This window comes from Labrys sp. ALF-8 (assembly GCF_059699065.1).
On sequence record NZ_AP048538.1, the window covers coordinates 1,913,348 to 1,926,603 of the forward strand.

11 protein-coding genes are annotated in these 13,256 nt (G+C 64.4%); 3 read left to right on the top strand and 8 right to left on the bottom strand.

The features are described from left to right. Positions 1-42: 42 nt before the first annotated feature. From AC6H34_RS29290 to AC6H34_RS29310, 5 genes are all read right to left on the bottom strand, one after another. Positions 43-1,077 (bottom strand): NAD(P)-dependent alcohol dehydrogenase, encoded by a 1,035-nt coding sequence (locus tag AC6H34_RS29290; protein WP_497541188.1) that lies wholly within the window; start codon positions 1,075-1,077, stop codon positions 43-45. Between the two features lie 230 nt (positions 1,078-1,307). Beyond that, positions 1,308-2,837, bottom strand: a complete 1,530-nt coding sequence (locus AC6H34_RS29295; protein ID WP_448148151.1) for a sugar ABC transporter ATP-binding protein — start codon at positions 2,835-2,837, stop codon at positions 1,308-1,310. Between the two features lie 3 nt (positions 2,838-2,840). Further along, positions 2,841-3,800 carry an ABC transporter permease gene (locus AC6H34_RS29300; RefSeq protein WP_497541189.1) on the bottom strand — a complete coding sequence of 320 codons (960 nt, stop codon included), beginning with the start codon at positions 3,798-3,800 and terminating at the stop codon, positions 2,841-2,843. Then, complete coding sequence (locus AC6H34_RS29305; RefSeq protein ID WP_448148153.1) at positions 3,800-4,864, bottom strand: ABC transporter permease; 1,065 nt, start codon at positions 4,862-4,864, stop codon at positions 3,800-3,802. Before AC6H34_RS29305 ends, AC6H34_RS29300 begins: the two co-directional genes overlap by 1 nt. Positions 4,865-4,960: 96 nt before the next feature. Next, positions 4,961-5,986, bottom strand: coding sequence for a sugar ABC transporter substrate-binding protein (locus AC6H34_RS29310; protein ID WP_497541190.1), 1,026 nt, complete (start codon positions 5,984-5,986; stop codon positions 4,961-4,963). Between the two features lie 211 nt (positions 5,987-6,197). On the opposite strand from AC6H34_RS29310, the gene AC6H34_RS29315 reads away from it, so the two are divergent. The 3 genes from AC6H34_RS29315 to AC6H34_RS29325 are packed head-to-tail and all read left to right on the top strand — an operon-like array spanning position 6,198 to position 9,399. Continuing rightward, positions 6,198-6,917, top strand: a complete 720-nt coding sequence (locus AC6H34_RS29315; protein ID WP_448148155.1) for a GntR family transcriptional regulator — start codon at positions 6,198-6,200, stop codon at positions 6,915-6,917. A gap of 5 nt (positions 6,918-6,922) precedes the next feature. Further along, positions 6,923-8,392: a mannitol dehydrogenase family protein gene (locus AC6H34_RS29320; RefSeq protein ID WP_497541191.1), complete on the top strand. Its 1,470-nt coding sequence runs from the start codon at positions 6,923-6,925 to the stop codon at positions 8,390-8,392. Continuing rightward, the gene (locus AC6H34_RS29325) at positions 8,389-9,399 is read left to right on the top strand and encodes a zinc-binding alcohol dehydrogenase family protein (RefSeq protein ID WP_448148157.1); all 1,011 of its coding nucleotides are present in this window, start codon (positions 8,389-8,391) and stop codon (positions 9,397-9,399) included. The genes AC6H34_RS29320 and AC6H34_RS29325 overlap by 4 nt, the downstream gene beginning before the upstream one ends. Before the next feature lie 143 nt (positions 9,400-9,542). Here the strand turns inward: AC6H34_RS29325 and AC6H34_RS29330 are convergent, their stop codons facing one another. From AC6H34_RS29330 to AC6H34_RS29340, 3 genes are all read right to left on the bottom strand, one after another. After that, entirely contained in the window at positions 9,543-10,922 is a 1,380-nt protein-coding gene (locus AC6H34_RS29330; protein ID WP_497541192.1) for an FAD/NAD(P)-binding protein, read from the bottom strand. Between the two features lie 290 nt (positions 10,923-11,212). Then, positions 11,213-11,662, bottom strand: a complete 450-nt coding sequence (locus tag AC6H34_RS29335) for an RrF2 family transcriptional regulator (protein ID WP_448148159.1) — start codon at positions 11,660-11,662, stop codon at positions 11,213-11,215. A gap of 71 nt (positions 11,663-11,733) precedes the next feature. Continuing rightward, positions 11,734-13,119 carry an LLM class flavin-dependent oxidoreductase gene (locus AC6H34_RS29340; protein ID WP_497541193.1) on the bottom strand — a complete coding sequence of 462 codons (1,386 nt, stop codon included), beginning with the start codon at positions 13,117-13,119 and terminating at the stop codon, positions 11,734-11,736. Between the last annotated feature and the right edge of the window lie 137 nt (positions 13,120-13,256).

The following is a 13,256-nucleotide window of genomic DNA, read 5'->3' on the forward strand; positions in this document are numbered from 1 at the left end:
GCCCGATCGGCATGGCGCCGCCTCTCCCGATTGCCGCTCCCCTCAATCCATCAGGATCTGCAGCTTGACGTCGGTTGGCAGCGCCTTCTCGGCACGCTCGAAAGCGGCGATGCTGTTCCTGAACGGGTACGTCCCGGTGATCAGCGGCTTCAGATCCACCTTGCCGGAGGCAATCAGGGCGATGGCGCGATCATAGATGTTGGCATAGCGAAACACGGTCTCGATGCGCACTTCCTTGGCGATTGCGCCAGGCACATCGAAGGTCACGGGCTCCACCGGCAGTCCCACCAGCACAAGCGCGCCGCCTGGCCGCACCAGATCGAAAATACCGCTATAGGCCTTCGGATTGCCGCTTGCCTCGAACACCACATCGGCACCCCAGTCGCCGGTCTCTCGCGCGATGGCGCTGGCATAGCTCTCCTGGCCGAGATCCACGGGGATGATGCCGTCATAGCGGCCGGCAATCGCGAGCTTCTCCTTGCTGAAGTCCGAGATCAGCACCTTGCTGCACCCGCCGGCAAGAGCAGCCAGGGCAATCATGATGCCGATCGGGCCGGCGCCGATGACGGCGCCGACGTCGCCAGGGGCGATGCGCGCGCGCGCGGCAGCCTGCATGCCGACTGCGAAAGGCTCGACCATCGCCCCTTCGGCGAAGGACACGTTGTCCGGCAGCTTGTAGGTGAACGCGGCGGGGTGCACCACCTCGGGGGTAAGCACGCCATGTACGGGCGGTGTCGCCCAGAAGGTCACGGAAGGATCGACATTGTAGATACCGAGCTTGGAGGCGCGCGACGAGAGGTTGGGAATGCCGGGCTCCATGCAGACGCGATCGCCCACCTTCAGCGTCTTCACGCTGGAACCGACTTCCACGACCGTGCCGGCAGCCTCATGGCCGAGCACCATCGGCTCATTGACGATGAAATTACCGATGCGGCCATGGGTGTAATAATGCACGTCGCTGCCGCAGACGCCCACGGTATGGAGCGAGATCTTCACGTCGTCGGGCCCGACCTGCATGGGCAGGTCGATCTCCCGCATCGACAATTCGTGCTGACGTTCGAGAACGAGGGCGAGCATTATTTCCTCCTGACAGAGACGCCGAGCGACGAGTCGGCGAATGTTTTCGTCTGACTTTAGGGCGGGTTGTCGGGCGACTTCAACTCCCTGGTGCCACAGGCCCCCCGCCTCTTGCAGGCAAGGGCACCCAAACGAGGAGGGGCGATCATCGATTGCCCTCCTTCTCTCCCGCCGAACGTATCGTTTCCAGGAATGCGATCGGTGATCGATACTCCAATCCCGCGCCCGCGCTACGCCGCGTCGACCTTGTGGATCAGGTTCATGATGCCTTCGCTCACGGCCGCGTAGTCGCGGGTGTTGGGCAGGTCTCCCGCCAGCCTGTAGCCGTTCATCACGGCAATCCGATCCGCCAGGGTGATCATCTCCGGCATGTCGCTGGTGATCAGCAGGACCGCAGTGCCCGCATCGGACAATTCACGCAGCAATTCATGCAGATAGGCCTTGGTCTTGATGTCGATTCCGACCGACGGCTCGTCGACGATCAGGAGCCGCACACCGGCGGCCAACCACTTGGCCACGCTGATCTTCTGCTGGTTGCCGCCCGAAAGATTGCCTACAAGCTGGCCGAGCGACGGCGTGCGCACCTCGAGCTTGCGGATATAGGGCTCCGCCGTATCCCGAACGGCGCGGTCGGTGAGGAAGCCCCCGAATTTGGCGAGCTTTCGCCAGATGGTGATGCCGGCATTGTCGAGGACCGAATGCAGGAGGATCAGGCCCTCCTGCTTGCGATCCTCGCTGACATAGCCGAGGCGGTGCGTATGAATCGCCTCGCCGACGCTGCCTATGGTGACGGGCTTTCCATCGAGCTTGATGACGCCAGCGGTTGCCGGATAAAGTCCCATGATCGACTTGGCGAGTTCCGTGCGCCCCGCCCCGACCAGTCCGTAGAGGCCGACGATCTCGCCTCGCCGGACGGTCAGGTCGATATCGCGATGGCCGAGGGGCGTGGCGACGCCCTGGAGTTCCAGCACCGGCGGCGCGGACGAGTAGTCGCGCGGCTTCCAGTCGGGGATCTGCTCGCTGCGCCCGATCATCAGCCGCACCAGGTCCTGGCGGCCGAGGCCGGTCATCGAGCGGCTCTCGCAGGCATTCTTGCCGTCGCGCAGCACGGTGACCTGGTCGCAGATCTCCTGCACCTCCTCGAGCTTGTGGCTAACGAAGAGCATGCTGACGCCCTCGTCCCGTAGTTTCTTGAGCAGGGCGAAGAGCGCAACCGTCTCATGCGGCGTCAGGGAGGCCGTCGGTTCGTCCAGCAGCAGCACGCGCGAACGCAGGGAGAGTGCCTTGGCGATCTCGACGAGCTGCATCTTGGCGACGCTGAGCTGGGAGACGGGCGTAGCGGGATCGAGGTCGAGGCCGAGCACGTCGAGCCAGCGCCGCGCCTCCTTGTTGATCTCGGCATAGTCGATGGGCTTGAACGGGCTGTCGCTGAGGCGCTCCAGCATGATGTTCTCGCCCACCGAGAAGCGCGGAATGAGGTTCCGTTCCTGATGCACCACACCGATGCCGGTGGCAATGGCGTCGCGGGTGGAGGAGAAGTGCACCGGCTTGCCGTCGACGAAGAGTTCCCCCTCGTCGGGACGAAGCACGCCCGTGATCAGCTTGATGAGGGTCGACTTGCCGGCGCCGTTCTCACCCAGGAGGGCATGAATCGAGCCCTTGCCCAGCGTGATCGAAACGCCCTCCAGCGCCTTGACGCCTGGAAAGAACTTGCTGACGCCGCGCGCCTGGAACACCGGGCCTGGGGTCGTTTCGGCCATGGCTCAGATCCTCTTCAGGCCGCGCGAGACCCGGACCTCGCGCCAACGATTCATGCCGACCGCCCAGAGAATCAGGGCTCCGAGCACAACCTGGACGAGGAAGGGGTCGATGTGAAAGAGCACGAGGGCCTGCGTGATGATCGCCACGATGACGACGCCGAGCAGCGTGGCGAGGGCCGAGACGTGCCCGCCCGCCAGCACGGCGCCGCCGATCACCGGCGCGGCGAAGGAAAGGATCAGCCAGTCGTCCCCGATCGTGGGCTGGCCGATTTCGAGCCGCGCAACCAGGAAGATGCCGGCCAGCCCGGCCAGAAGGCCGGAGATGGCATGCGCCGTCACCACCGTGCGCGAAACCGAGATGCCGGAGAGCTCGGCCGAATGGGCGTTGCCGCCAACGGCGAGAATGAAGCGTCCGAGCGGCAGGCGGTTCAGCAGGTACCAGATCAGGCCGAAGACGATGGCAGCGGGGATGACGAGCCAGGGCAGCGGGCTCAGGAAGGTCGTGTTGCCGAAATCCTTGACGCTCTGCGGCACGCCGTAGAACGGCTGCGCCTTGGTGATGGCGAGATTGATGCCCTTGAACACCGACAGGGTCGCCAACGTGATGACGAAAGCGGAAATGCCGGTTGCCGCGATGAAGATGCCGTTGACGATACCGGCGGCGAGGCCGATCAGCGCGGCCAGGACCGCCGCCGCGACCGGCGGCAGGCCCCACACCTGCATCATGCCGGCGAAGGAAATCGCCACGAGCCCTCCGATGGCGCCCACGGCGAGGTTCATCTGGCCGATCGCGATGATGATCATCTGCGAAAAGGCGATCAGCATGTTCACGGTGATCGCCAGCAGCAGCACCTGGATGTTCAGCGGCGAAAGGAAGGAGGGATTGAACGGCGCGATGACCGCGATGGCGAGAACCGTGATGGCGAGAGGGCCGAACCAGTCGGTCTGGATGAAACGGGGCATCACACCATTCTCCGATGGGCGAGATAGGAGCGGCGCGCAAGGTCGATCAGCACAGCGACGAGGAGCAGCACGCCCAGGCATGCCTGCACCCAGAATTCACCGATCTGCAGGAGCAGCAGGCCGTTGGTGAGCATCGTGACCAGGATGGCGCCGAGGACCGTGCCGATGACGGAGACCCGGCCGCCGCTCAGCAGCGTGCCGCCGAGGACGGGGCCGAGGAAGGCCGGCAGCAGCCAGTCCTGTCCAAGCTGTCCGGCCATGGACGGGATGGCGGCGCCCGTTCGGGCAACCACCAGCATGGCGGTGATCGCCGCGAGCGCCCCCGAGAGCATATGGCAGATGATGAAGACGCGCCCGACGCGCACGCCGGAGAGCTCCGCTGCCTCCGGCCGCGCACCCGCCGCCAGCATTTCGCGGCCAAGCACCGTGTAGCGATAGAGGATGACGAGCAGGACAGCCATGACGAGCGCGACCACCAGCAGGGGCGAGACCAGCCCGAACAGGCGCATGCGGCCGAATTCCGAGAAATCGGCGGGAATGCCGCGGAAGGACTGCGCTTTGGTCAGATAGATCATCGTGCCGAAGAAGATGCTCATGCTGGCGAGAGTGATGATGAAGCTGTGCAGGCCCGATCGAACGACCACGAAGCCATTGACCCAGCCGAGCAGGGCCGCCATCGCGACGCCGCCAAGCGCTGCGAGGGGCCAAGGCAGGCCAGCCAGTTCGACCAGTGCACCGAAGGTCATCGCGGCGCACACACCGATGGCGCCAACGGCGAGATTGAGGCCGCCCGTGACGATCACCACCATCATCGACAGGCCCACCATGATGTTGACGGCGGCGACGCGCCCCAGGGTGAACTGGTTGAAGGGCGAGAAGAAACCCTTCGTGAGCAGGCCGAAGAGACAGCCGAACACCACGATCAGCACGATCAGGCCGAACTCGTTGGTGAGATAGAAACGCACCGAGCCGCTGCGCATGGGAGCGCCGGGAAGCGTCGCGGTCTTGCTCTCATCGACGGTCATGAGCAGCAGTTGCTCCGTCACTACTAGGAAAAAAGGCACGGCCCCCTCCCCGGGGAGCCGGGGGAGAAGGCCCTGTTGAAAAAGACGGAAGGGCGTGGACGCGCTTGGAAAGACGCGCCCCGCCTCAGCCTGTCCTTACTTGCAGTCGAGATAGGTCTTCTGGAAGTCCGCCAGCAGCGTCTTCGTGATGCCCTGCATGGCGGTGATGTAGTTGTCCACGCCCGAGGCATCGACGAACACCGTGCCGGAATCGATGAAGTGGTTGGTGAGAGCGTTGGACTTCCAGGGGGCGTCTGCCTTCACCGTGCAGCCGCTACGCAGCTTGTCGGCAGCAAAGGAGCCGATATAGGCCTGCCCGTAGGGATTTTGCAGCATGGTGCCGCTCACGAATCCGTCCTTGATCGCCTTGAGCACCACCTCGTCATGATCGATACCGACCATCTTGATGCGCTTGTCGCCGATCTTGCGCAGCGCGTTGGAGGCGACCACGGCCGGCACCCACGCGGTGGTGACGATGCCGTCGATCTCCCCGGCATGGGCCGCGAGATAGGCGTTGATCTTTTCCTCCGCCGGTTCGGGGGCGTCGATGTCGGCAATCACCTGCACCACCTGGCCGCCCTCTTCCTGGGCCGCCTTGTTGACGGCGTCGATGCGCAATTGCGTGTTGGAATCGACCAGGAAACCGGTGAAGTGGGCGATGCGCTTCTTGCCGCCCATCGCCTTGAACAACTCCTTGGTACCGAGATAGGCCGAATGGCCCGTATCGGTGCCGAGGCAGAAGCCGGCCTTCGAGGGATCCTTCAGGCAGCCGGCCAGTGCCAGGACGGGCGCGCCGGTGTCGGCCAGTTCGTTGGCCGTGGCCACGGAGCCTACGGGATCGCCCGGGAAGACCAGGAAGGCATTGTATCCCTGGGTGACGAGGCTCTCCAGCAACTCATTCTGAGCGCTGAGCTCCCATTTCTGGGGAACCTTGTAGTCGGCAGCGCCGATACCGAAATCCTTGGCGGCATCCTTGCCGGCCTGATCCCAGGCGGCGAAATAGGGATGCGGGCCGCCCGGAACCAGGGCGACCTTGGTGTCATCGGCGGCAAGCGCCGGCAGCGCGCCGGCGAACAGGGCGACCGCGGCGGCGCAGGCAAACAGCTTGTGTCGGGCAAACATGCGTTTCCACTCCCATTGGGTATCTTCGTCGCGGACCATATTCTTTTTATCGGCCCACTTTGCAGTTTGGATACTAGGATCCAAGCCCTAAACATGCAATAGTGTTTCTGAGGCAAGGATGGAAATCGACGCCCGCAGCTGCTGCTGGCCCGATTCAAGATGAACCGCTATCCACCTGCTTCCGTTGGTTTTTTTGGGAGGATGTGGCGCGATGTCTTCCGCGACACTCAGGGAGAGCGAAGAAGACGGCCTTGGCTTCGCGGTCGAGATCGACCGCAAGCATCCGGTCGCCGACCAGATCTACGAGGCTCTCAAGCGCGCCATCATCACCACGCGCCTGATGCCCGGCACCTCGATCAGCGAGAATCGCATCTGTCGCCACTTCGGCGTCTCCCGCACGCCCGTGCGCTCCGCCGTTACCCGGCTCAGCGAAGAGGGACTGATCGACGTCTACCCCCAGCAAGGCAGTTTCGTCTCGCCCGTTCGCCTCGGCGAAGTACGCGACAGCCATTTCGTGCGGAAGAACCTCGAACTCGCCCTGCTGCGCGAGGCGGCCGCCAGGTGGAGCCCCGCCATGAGCGCGCAGGCCCGCATCATCGTCGACACGCAGCGCCGGGCGCTGTCAACCGGGAACATCGATCTCTTCTTCGAGGAGGACGAGAACTTCCACCAGGCCTTTGCGGCCTTCGCTGCCCGTGAGGGCGTTTGGTCCACGGTGCTCCAGGCCAAGAGCCGCCTCGCGCGCTTCGTGCGCCTGTTCGGAACGCCTTCCCGGCTGCCCGTCGTCATCGACGAGCACCTGACCGTGCTGGATGCACTCGATGCCGGCAGGGTGAACGAAGCGGCACAGTTCATGGAGGAGCATCTCGACATGATCTTCCACATCCTTGAGCAACTGCCGGAAGAATACGGACCCTACATCGTCGAGTGAGTTGCATGCGCCTGTCCAACACCACCCTGTCCAAGCTCGGATCGGGAATCGCCAAGCCAGCCTATGACCGTTCCGTCATTACGCCCGGCATACTCCATCTCGGCACGGGCGCCTTCCACCGTGCCCATCAGGCCGTATATGTCGACGACTGCCTTGCGCGCGGAGAGACGGACTGGGGCATCGTCGGTACGTCCCTGCGGAGCACCGAAACGCGTGACGCGCTCAATCCGCAGGACGGGCTCTACACTCTCGCCGTCCGCGACAGCGGCAGCGAAGATCTGCGCATCATCGGCTCGATATCGGGGGTGACCGTCGCACCGGAGGATCCCGGCGCGCTGCTCGCCCGACTCAGCGATCCCGCGATCCGCATCGTCACGCTCACCATTACCGAGAAGGGCTATGCGGTCGATCTAGGGTCCGGAGGACTACGGCAGGATCACCCGGATGTGGCGCACGACCTCGCCAATCCAGGCTCGCCTCGTTCGGCGCTTGGTTTCCTCGTGGAGGCGATCGACCGGCGCCGCAAGACCGGAACCCGGCCGTTCACGCTGCTCTCCTGCGATAACCTTCCGCAGAACGGCCGTACCCTTCGACGCGTGCTCACGGAATATGCCACGCTTCGGGACAAGGACCTCGCCGCCTTCATACGCGGTGAGATTTCCTTCCCCTCCTCGATGGTGGATCGCATCGTGCCGTCCACCACCGACGCGGACCGCGCCACCACAGCTGCGGCACTCGGCATGACAGATGCCTGGCCGGTGCTGGGAGAGCCCTTCACGCAATGGGTGATAGAGGATCGCTTTATCTCCGGCCGGCCGCGCCTGGAGGAAAGCGGCGTCGAATTCGCCGAAGACGTCGAGCCTTTCGAACATATGAAGTTGCGCCTGCTCAATGGCACCCACTCCACGATTGCAGCAGTGGGCCGGTTGTCCGGCCACGAGTTCGTCTCCCAGGCAATAGGTGATCACCTGGTCCGCGGCCTGATCGAGCATTACTGGCAGTGCGTTATCCCCACGCTTTCCATTCCCGCCGACAGGGCCTTTGACTACACGCGAAAGTTGCTCACCCGCTACGAAAACACCTCCCTGCACCATCGCACTGCACAGATCGCCAGCGATGCCTCGCAGAAGCTGCCCCAGCGCATCCTGTCCCCCATTCGCGACTGCCTCGCGAGGGGCCTGCCCTGCGATCCCCAGATCTTCGCTGTCGCGGCGTGGATACGCTCATGCGGCGGAATGGACGACAGGGGCAATCCCCTCCCCCTCAACGATCCTCCCTTCCAGGCCTGGACCGGGCAGCCTGATCAGCGCAGCGCGCCACCCGACGGTGTGGTCGACGCTTTCCTCGGCCTGTCCGCCGTGTTCGGCGAAGACCTTCCGCGCAATGAGGGTTTCGCCGCCAGGCTGAAGCAAGCATACGGATCGATCGCTTCCAAGGGCGTTCTCGGCGCCATTCAATCCCGGAGCCTCCTATGAGAGCCTTGAGTTGCGACGAGCCCGGCAAGCTCACCATCATCGAACGCGACGAGCCGCGCGCCGGTGAAGGCGAGGTTCTGGTGCGTATCCGTCATGTCGGCATCTGCGGCACCGACTACCACATCTTTCATGGCAACCAGCCCTATTTCGACTATCCGCGCGTGATCGGGCACGAACTCGGCGGCGAGGTCATGTCGGCACCTTCCGGCTCGGCTCTTCGCGCCGGCCAGGTCGTCTCGATAATGCCGACGCTCTATTGCGGGCGATGCCGGGCCTGCCTTGCGGGAAAGACCAACTGTTGCCAGCGTATCGCCGTGCTGGGCGTGCATCGCGACGGAGGCGCCTGCGATGCCATCGCCGTGCCCGAGGCCAACGTTGTCCCCGCGGATGGCCTGACGGCAAGCCAGGCGGCCATGGTGGAGTTTCTCGCCATCGGGGCCCATGGCGTGGCCCGTGGCGGTATCGGCAGAAACAATCGCGTCGCCGTCGTCGGTGCAGGGCCGATCGGCATTGCTGCCACGATCTTCGCCAAGGCGATGGGAGCGCATGTCAGCGTGGTCGATCTCAGTCCCCATCGGCTCGCTTTCTGCGAGGACGAACTCGGCGCCGATGCTGCGTTCGAGGCCTCCGCAGACATCGTCGACAGACTCGGCCAAGCCACTGGCGGCGACTATTTCGATTGCGTGATCGACGCCACCGGCAGCCCGGTCGCCATGCAGAAGGGGTTCTCCCTGGTGGGGCATGGCGGGGGCTATGTGCTGCTATCGCTCGTGCGAGCGGACATCAGCTTCAACGATCCCGATTTCCACAAGCGGGAGACCACGCTCTTCGCGAGCCGAAACGCTGTTCGTGCGGATTTCGAGACGGTCCTCACTGCGATGCGAGGCGGGCAGGTCCCGATGCAGGCCCTCGCCAGCCACAGCGGCAGCCTCGACGACGCCCCCTCGCTCATCCCGCACTGGTCGAAGCCCCAGACGGGCGTGATCAAGGCGATACTGGAGGTGTAGGCGGAAGGGAAGCCTGGCGATTTCGGAAGCGCGGGGCGACAGATCCTAGGATCATCACGTGCTTGGCTGGGATGCGCTTACGACGCATCTGATGCCGTCGAGACCATGCCTGGCGAGTCGATCCGAAGGCGCAGCGCGCCAACTCAACCCGCCGTGACACGCCCCTGCATGAGGTGGCCGGCCAGCTTGGCCACCTGCTGGCGGATATCCGGCACCGCCACGATCTCCCAGAACACGCCCGAGGTGATCGGCCCGACCGCATAGAGGCGGTTGGAATGCCTGCCGTCGCGATGGACGACGCCGCAATCCGCACCAACATCGAGACCAAGGCCAAGCGGATCGGGATGTACGATGCCCTCGGCGAGGAGTTGGCGGAGGACAGGATTTTCGGTCGCCGTCACGTCGGCGGCCCGACCGCGGCATTCGAACACCGCACGGGCCAGGAGTTTCTTCTCGGCCGCACCGGTGCGGGCGACATAGCGCACGAGCACACCCTGCTCCAGCGGTTCGAAACCGGCAACACGACCTGCCACGATGGCAAGCTGCCCCGAAGCCCGCGCCGCTTCGATCCGATCGGCCGCACTCGGCGCCATGCGATGTCGGTGAATGTCCCACCAAGCGCGGGCATGGCGCAGGAAGCGGCGGCGGGCCTCGTGCGAGAGACTGCGCCAGAGCGGCTGGGTATACGGGCGGAGACCATCGACGATGCCTCGCCAGTCGCCACCGGAAGCCTGGTGCTCCCGGACGAGGCCGCGCAGCCAGCGGGTGAGATAGGTGATGCCGGTGCCATAGGGGATGTCGGCGGCATCCAGACGATAGGGCGCCACCGGCCGATGAGCATGCGGACGCAGGCCGCGGCGGGAGATCGCGGTGATCCGGCCGCGATGTCCGGCGTGCAGCAATGAGAGCACCCGGTCGGCCATGGTCAGGCCGGTGCCTACGATCACCACATCCGAGTCCGGCGAAAAGGCGTTCGGCGCCGCATCGAACCAGCCATCGAAGCGCCATGAGGCGGGCTGCAGCTTCGGCCCCTCATTGCCAGTGGCAAGAATCGCGATGTCCGCCCGCAGGGGTTCCCGTCCGGCAAGGCGGATAACCAGCCCGTCCTCCCTCTCCTCCAGCCCCATCACCTCGTCATTGACGATGGCGAGGCGTCGGGTGCCCGCGCGCTGCACGAGATGGGGCGAGAGCAGATCCGCGAGATAGTCGCGATAGAGCCGGCGCGGCGCGAAGGACTGGGCATCAGGGCAATCGATGCTGCTGTGCTCGCCGACCCAGCGCCAGAAATGATCCGGATCGTCGGGATAGGCGCTCATATTGGCGGCGCGAACGTTGAGGAGATGATCGGGATGGCCCGTACCATACGCGATGCCTGCGCCCAGTTCGGCGCTCTTCTCGACAAGAGTCACTCGCAGGGAGGGATCGTGATGGCGCAACAGATGCGCCGTCATCAGGACGCCGCTCGCCCCGCCTCCGATGACGACGATATGCCGGGTGGGTGACGGGTGGGCTGGTGCAAGCATGTTTAGAAAGATCACTTAATCTAGTGGTTTGATAGACCAATGATACGCCCACGGCAACGGCTTTCGCAGCCGGGCAGACATGAGTGACTTCGGATGCAGTCGCAGCACCACTCCGGGTGAACGAAGGCAGACCCGGCATTCATGAATATCGTGTTCCGAGGGGCCGGATTCATGGGTTCCGCCTCTCCGGCCGGAATGACGGCCGATCGACGCCAATTGAAGTCGTCGCACTCCGGCAACGCGGTCCTACCCTTCCGCCCTGCGGCCGGCGCAGAGCCGCAGGCTCGCGATCAGATGTGATACATGTATGTCAGGTCGTCGAGATCGGCCAGCGAGCGCATGTCGGCAAGGCTGCGATTGTCCAGCACCGTGGAGATCGCCTGCCGAACTTCCAGCATCATCAACCGCACGGCGCACTGGCTCTCGTCGGAACAGTCGTCGCACCGCTGGTAGGCAGTACGGCTGGCACAGGGGATCGGCGCAAGCGGGCCATCGAGAACACGCACGATATGGCCGACCCGGATCTCGCTTGCGGGGCGCCCCAGCACATATCCGCCGCCCTTGCCCTTCTTCGAGTGCAGGAAGCCGGCATTCTTCAGTTCGCCGAGGATGGTGTCGAGAAACTTCTTGGGAATACCGTTCTGCTCGGCAATATCGGAGACGAGACAGGGCCGGCCCGGCTCCTGCCCGGCCAGATGCACCATCGCCTTGAGGCCATATTTGCCCTTCTTCGTCAGCATGTGGCCCCCGGCACGTGTCAGCGAGAATCCCTTTCGATCATCTGGTAATAGCAAACTGGGTGATTTGCCAATCAAACGGGCTCAAGGGATCGCCAAACCTGGCGATAAATGGCGCCGGCATGTTCTGGCGGCAGTCGTGCCGAACCGCCGAAGAGCTTTTCGCGCAACGTACCCTCGCGATAGGTCGTCTTGTAGCGCCCACGCCTCTGCAGTTCCGGCACCAGCAGGTCGACGACGTCACGAAAGGTCTCGGGGCGCACGGCAAAGGCGAGATTGAAACCGTCTATGCCGGTCTCGTCGATCCAGGCCTCGAGTTCGTCGGCCACCGTCGCCGGCGAACCGACCACAACCGGCCCGATCCCGCCGATCGAGACATGTTCGGCCACTTCCCGCACCGTCCAGGTCCGCTCGGGATCGGCGCGGGTGATGTTCTCGAGAGCGGTGCGGCCAGCCTCGTTCTCGACATGCTGGACCACGGCATCGGGATCGAGCCTGGAGAAGTCGACACCTGTCCAGCCGGACATCAGGGTGAGCGCTCCCTCGAGGTCGGCATAGCGGCGATAGTCCGCAAGCTTCGCTTGCGCCTCCGCATCGGTGGGCGCCACGATTACGGTCAGCAGCGTGAACATCAGGATGGCGGAAGGATCGCGCCCCAGCCTGGCCGCCGCCTGCCGGATGGCGGCTACGCGCGGCGCAATCACCTTGCGGCTGGGACCCGACATGAAGATGCACTCGGCATGGCGGGCGGCAAAATCGCGGCCCGCCGGCGACGTGCCGGCCTGGTACAGCACAGGGGTGCGCTGAGGCGAAGGCTCGCTGAGATGAAGGGCATCGATCCTGAAATGCGGACCTTCATGCCTGATCTTGCGGACCCGCGCCGGATCGGTAAACACGCCCGCCTGCGCATCGGCGACCACCGCATCGTCGGCCCAGCTCTCTTCCCAGAGCCTGTAGACGGCCGTCATGTAATCCTCGGCGATGGCGTAGCGGTCGTCATGCGCGGTCTGCTTCGCCTTGCCCGTGCCCCGGGCCGCACTGTCGAGATAACCCGTGACGATGTTCCAGCCGATCCGCCCTTCCGTAAGGTGATCCAGGGTGGACATGCGCCGGGCGAAGGCATAGGGCGGCTCATAGGAGAGATTGACGGTGACGCCGAAGCCGAGATGCCGCGTCGCCGCCGCCATCGCGGGCACGATCAGCAGTGGATCGTTCACCGGGGTTTGCGTGCCGTGCCTGAGGGCCGCATCGCCGCTGCCGCCGAAGACGTCGTAGACGCCGAGGACATCAGCCAGGAACAGCCCGTCGAACAGACCCCGCTCCAAGATTTTGGATAGATCAATCCAATAATCGAGCTTCCTGTAGTCGCGGGAACGGTCCCGCGGGTGGCGCCACAAGCCCGGAGACTGGTGAACCCCGCAGTTCATTTCGAAGGCATTGAGACGGATCTGCTTGGACATTGTCTGGCGCGCCGATCTTGATTCGACCGAGGAACCTCCTCGGGATGGAGAAGGGGTTACCCTCGTCATGCCCGGGCTGCTTTCGGGCACCCAGGCAGACTTCCGTCAAGGCTTACACCCCCGCATTGCCGACACAA

Bases quoted from the DNA above. Each gene is read 5' to 3' on its own strand.
- AC6H34_RS29320 (WP_497541191.1), top strand. From the start codon at position 6,923: ATGCGCCTGTCCAACACCACCCTGTCCAAGCTCGGATCGGGAATCGCC.
- AC6H34_RS29340 (WP_497541193.1), bottom strand. From the start codon at position 13,119: ATGTCCAAGCAGATCCGTCTCAATGCCTTCGAAATGAACTGCGGGGTT.
- AC6H34_RS29335 (WP_448148159.1), bottom strand. From the start codon at position 11,662: ATGCTGACGAAGAAGGGCAAATATGGCCTCAAGGCGATGGTGCATCTG.
- AC6H34_RS29315 (WP_448148155.1), top strand. From the start codon at position 6,198: ATGTCTTCCGCGACACTCAGGGAGAGCGAAGAAGACGGCCTTGGCTTC.
- AC6H34_RS29310 (WP_497541190.1), bottom strand. From the start codon at position 5,986: ATGTTTGCCCGACACAAGCTGTTTGCCTGCGCCGCCGCGGTCGCCCTG.
- AC6H34_RS29325 (WP_448148157.1), top strand. From the start codon at position 8,389: ATGAGAGCCTTGAGTTGCGACGAGCCCGGCAAGCTCACCATCATCGAA.
- AC6H34_RS29290 (WP_497541188.1), bottom strand. From the start codon at position 1,077: ATGCTCGCCCTCGTTCTCGAACGTCAGCACGAATTGTCGATGCGGGAG.
- AC6H34_RS29330 (WP_497541192.1), bottom strand. From the start codon at position 10,922: ATGCTTGCACCAGCCCACCCGTCACCCACCCGGCATATCGTCGTCATC.
- AC6H34_RS29295 (WP_448148151.1), bottom strand. From the start codon at position 2,837: ATGGCCGAAACGACCCCAGGCCCGGTGTTCCAGGCGCGCGGCGTCAGC.
- AC6H34_RS29300 (WP_497541189.1), bottom strand. From the start codon at position 3,800: ATGCCCCGTTTCATCCAGACCGACTGGTTCGGCCCTCTCGCCATCACG.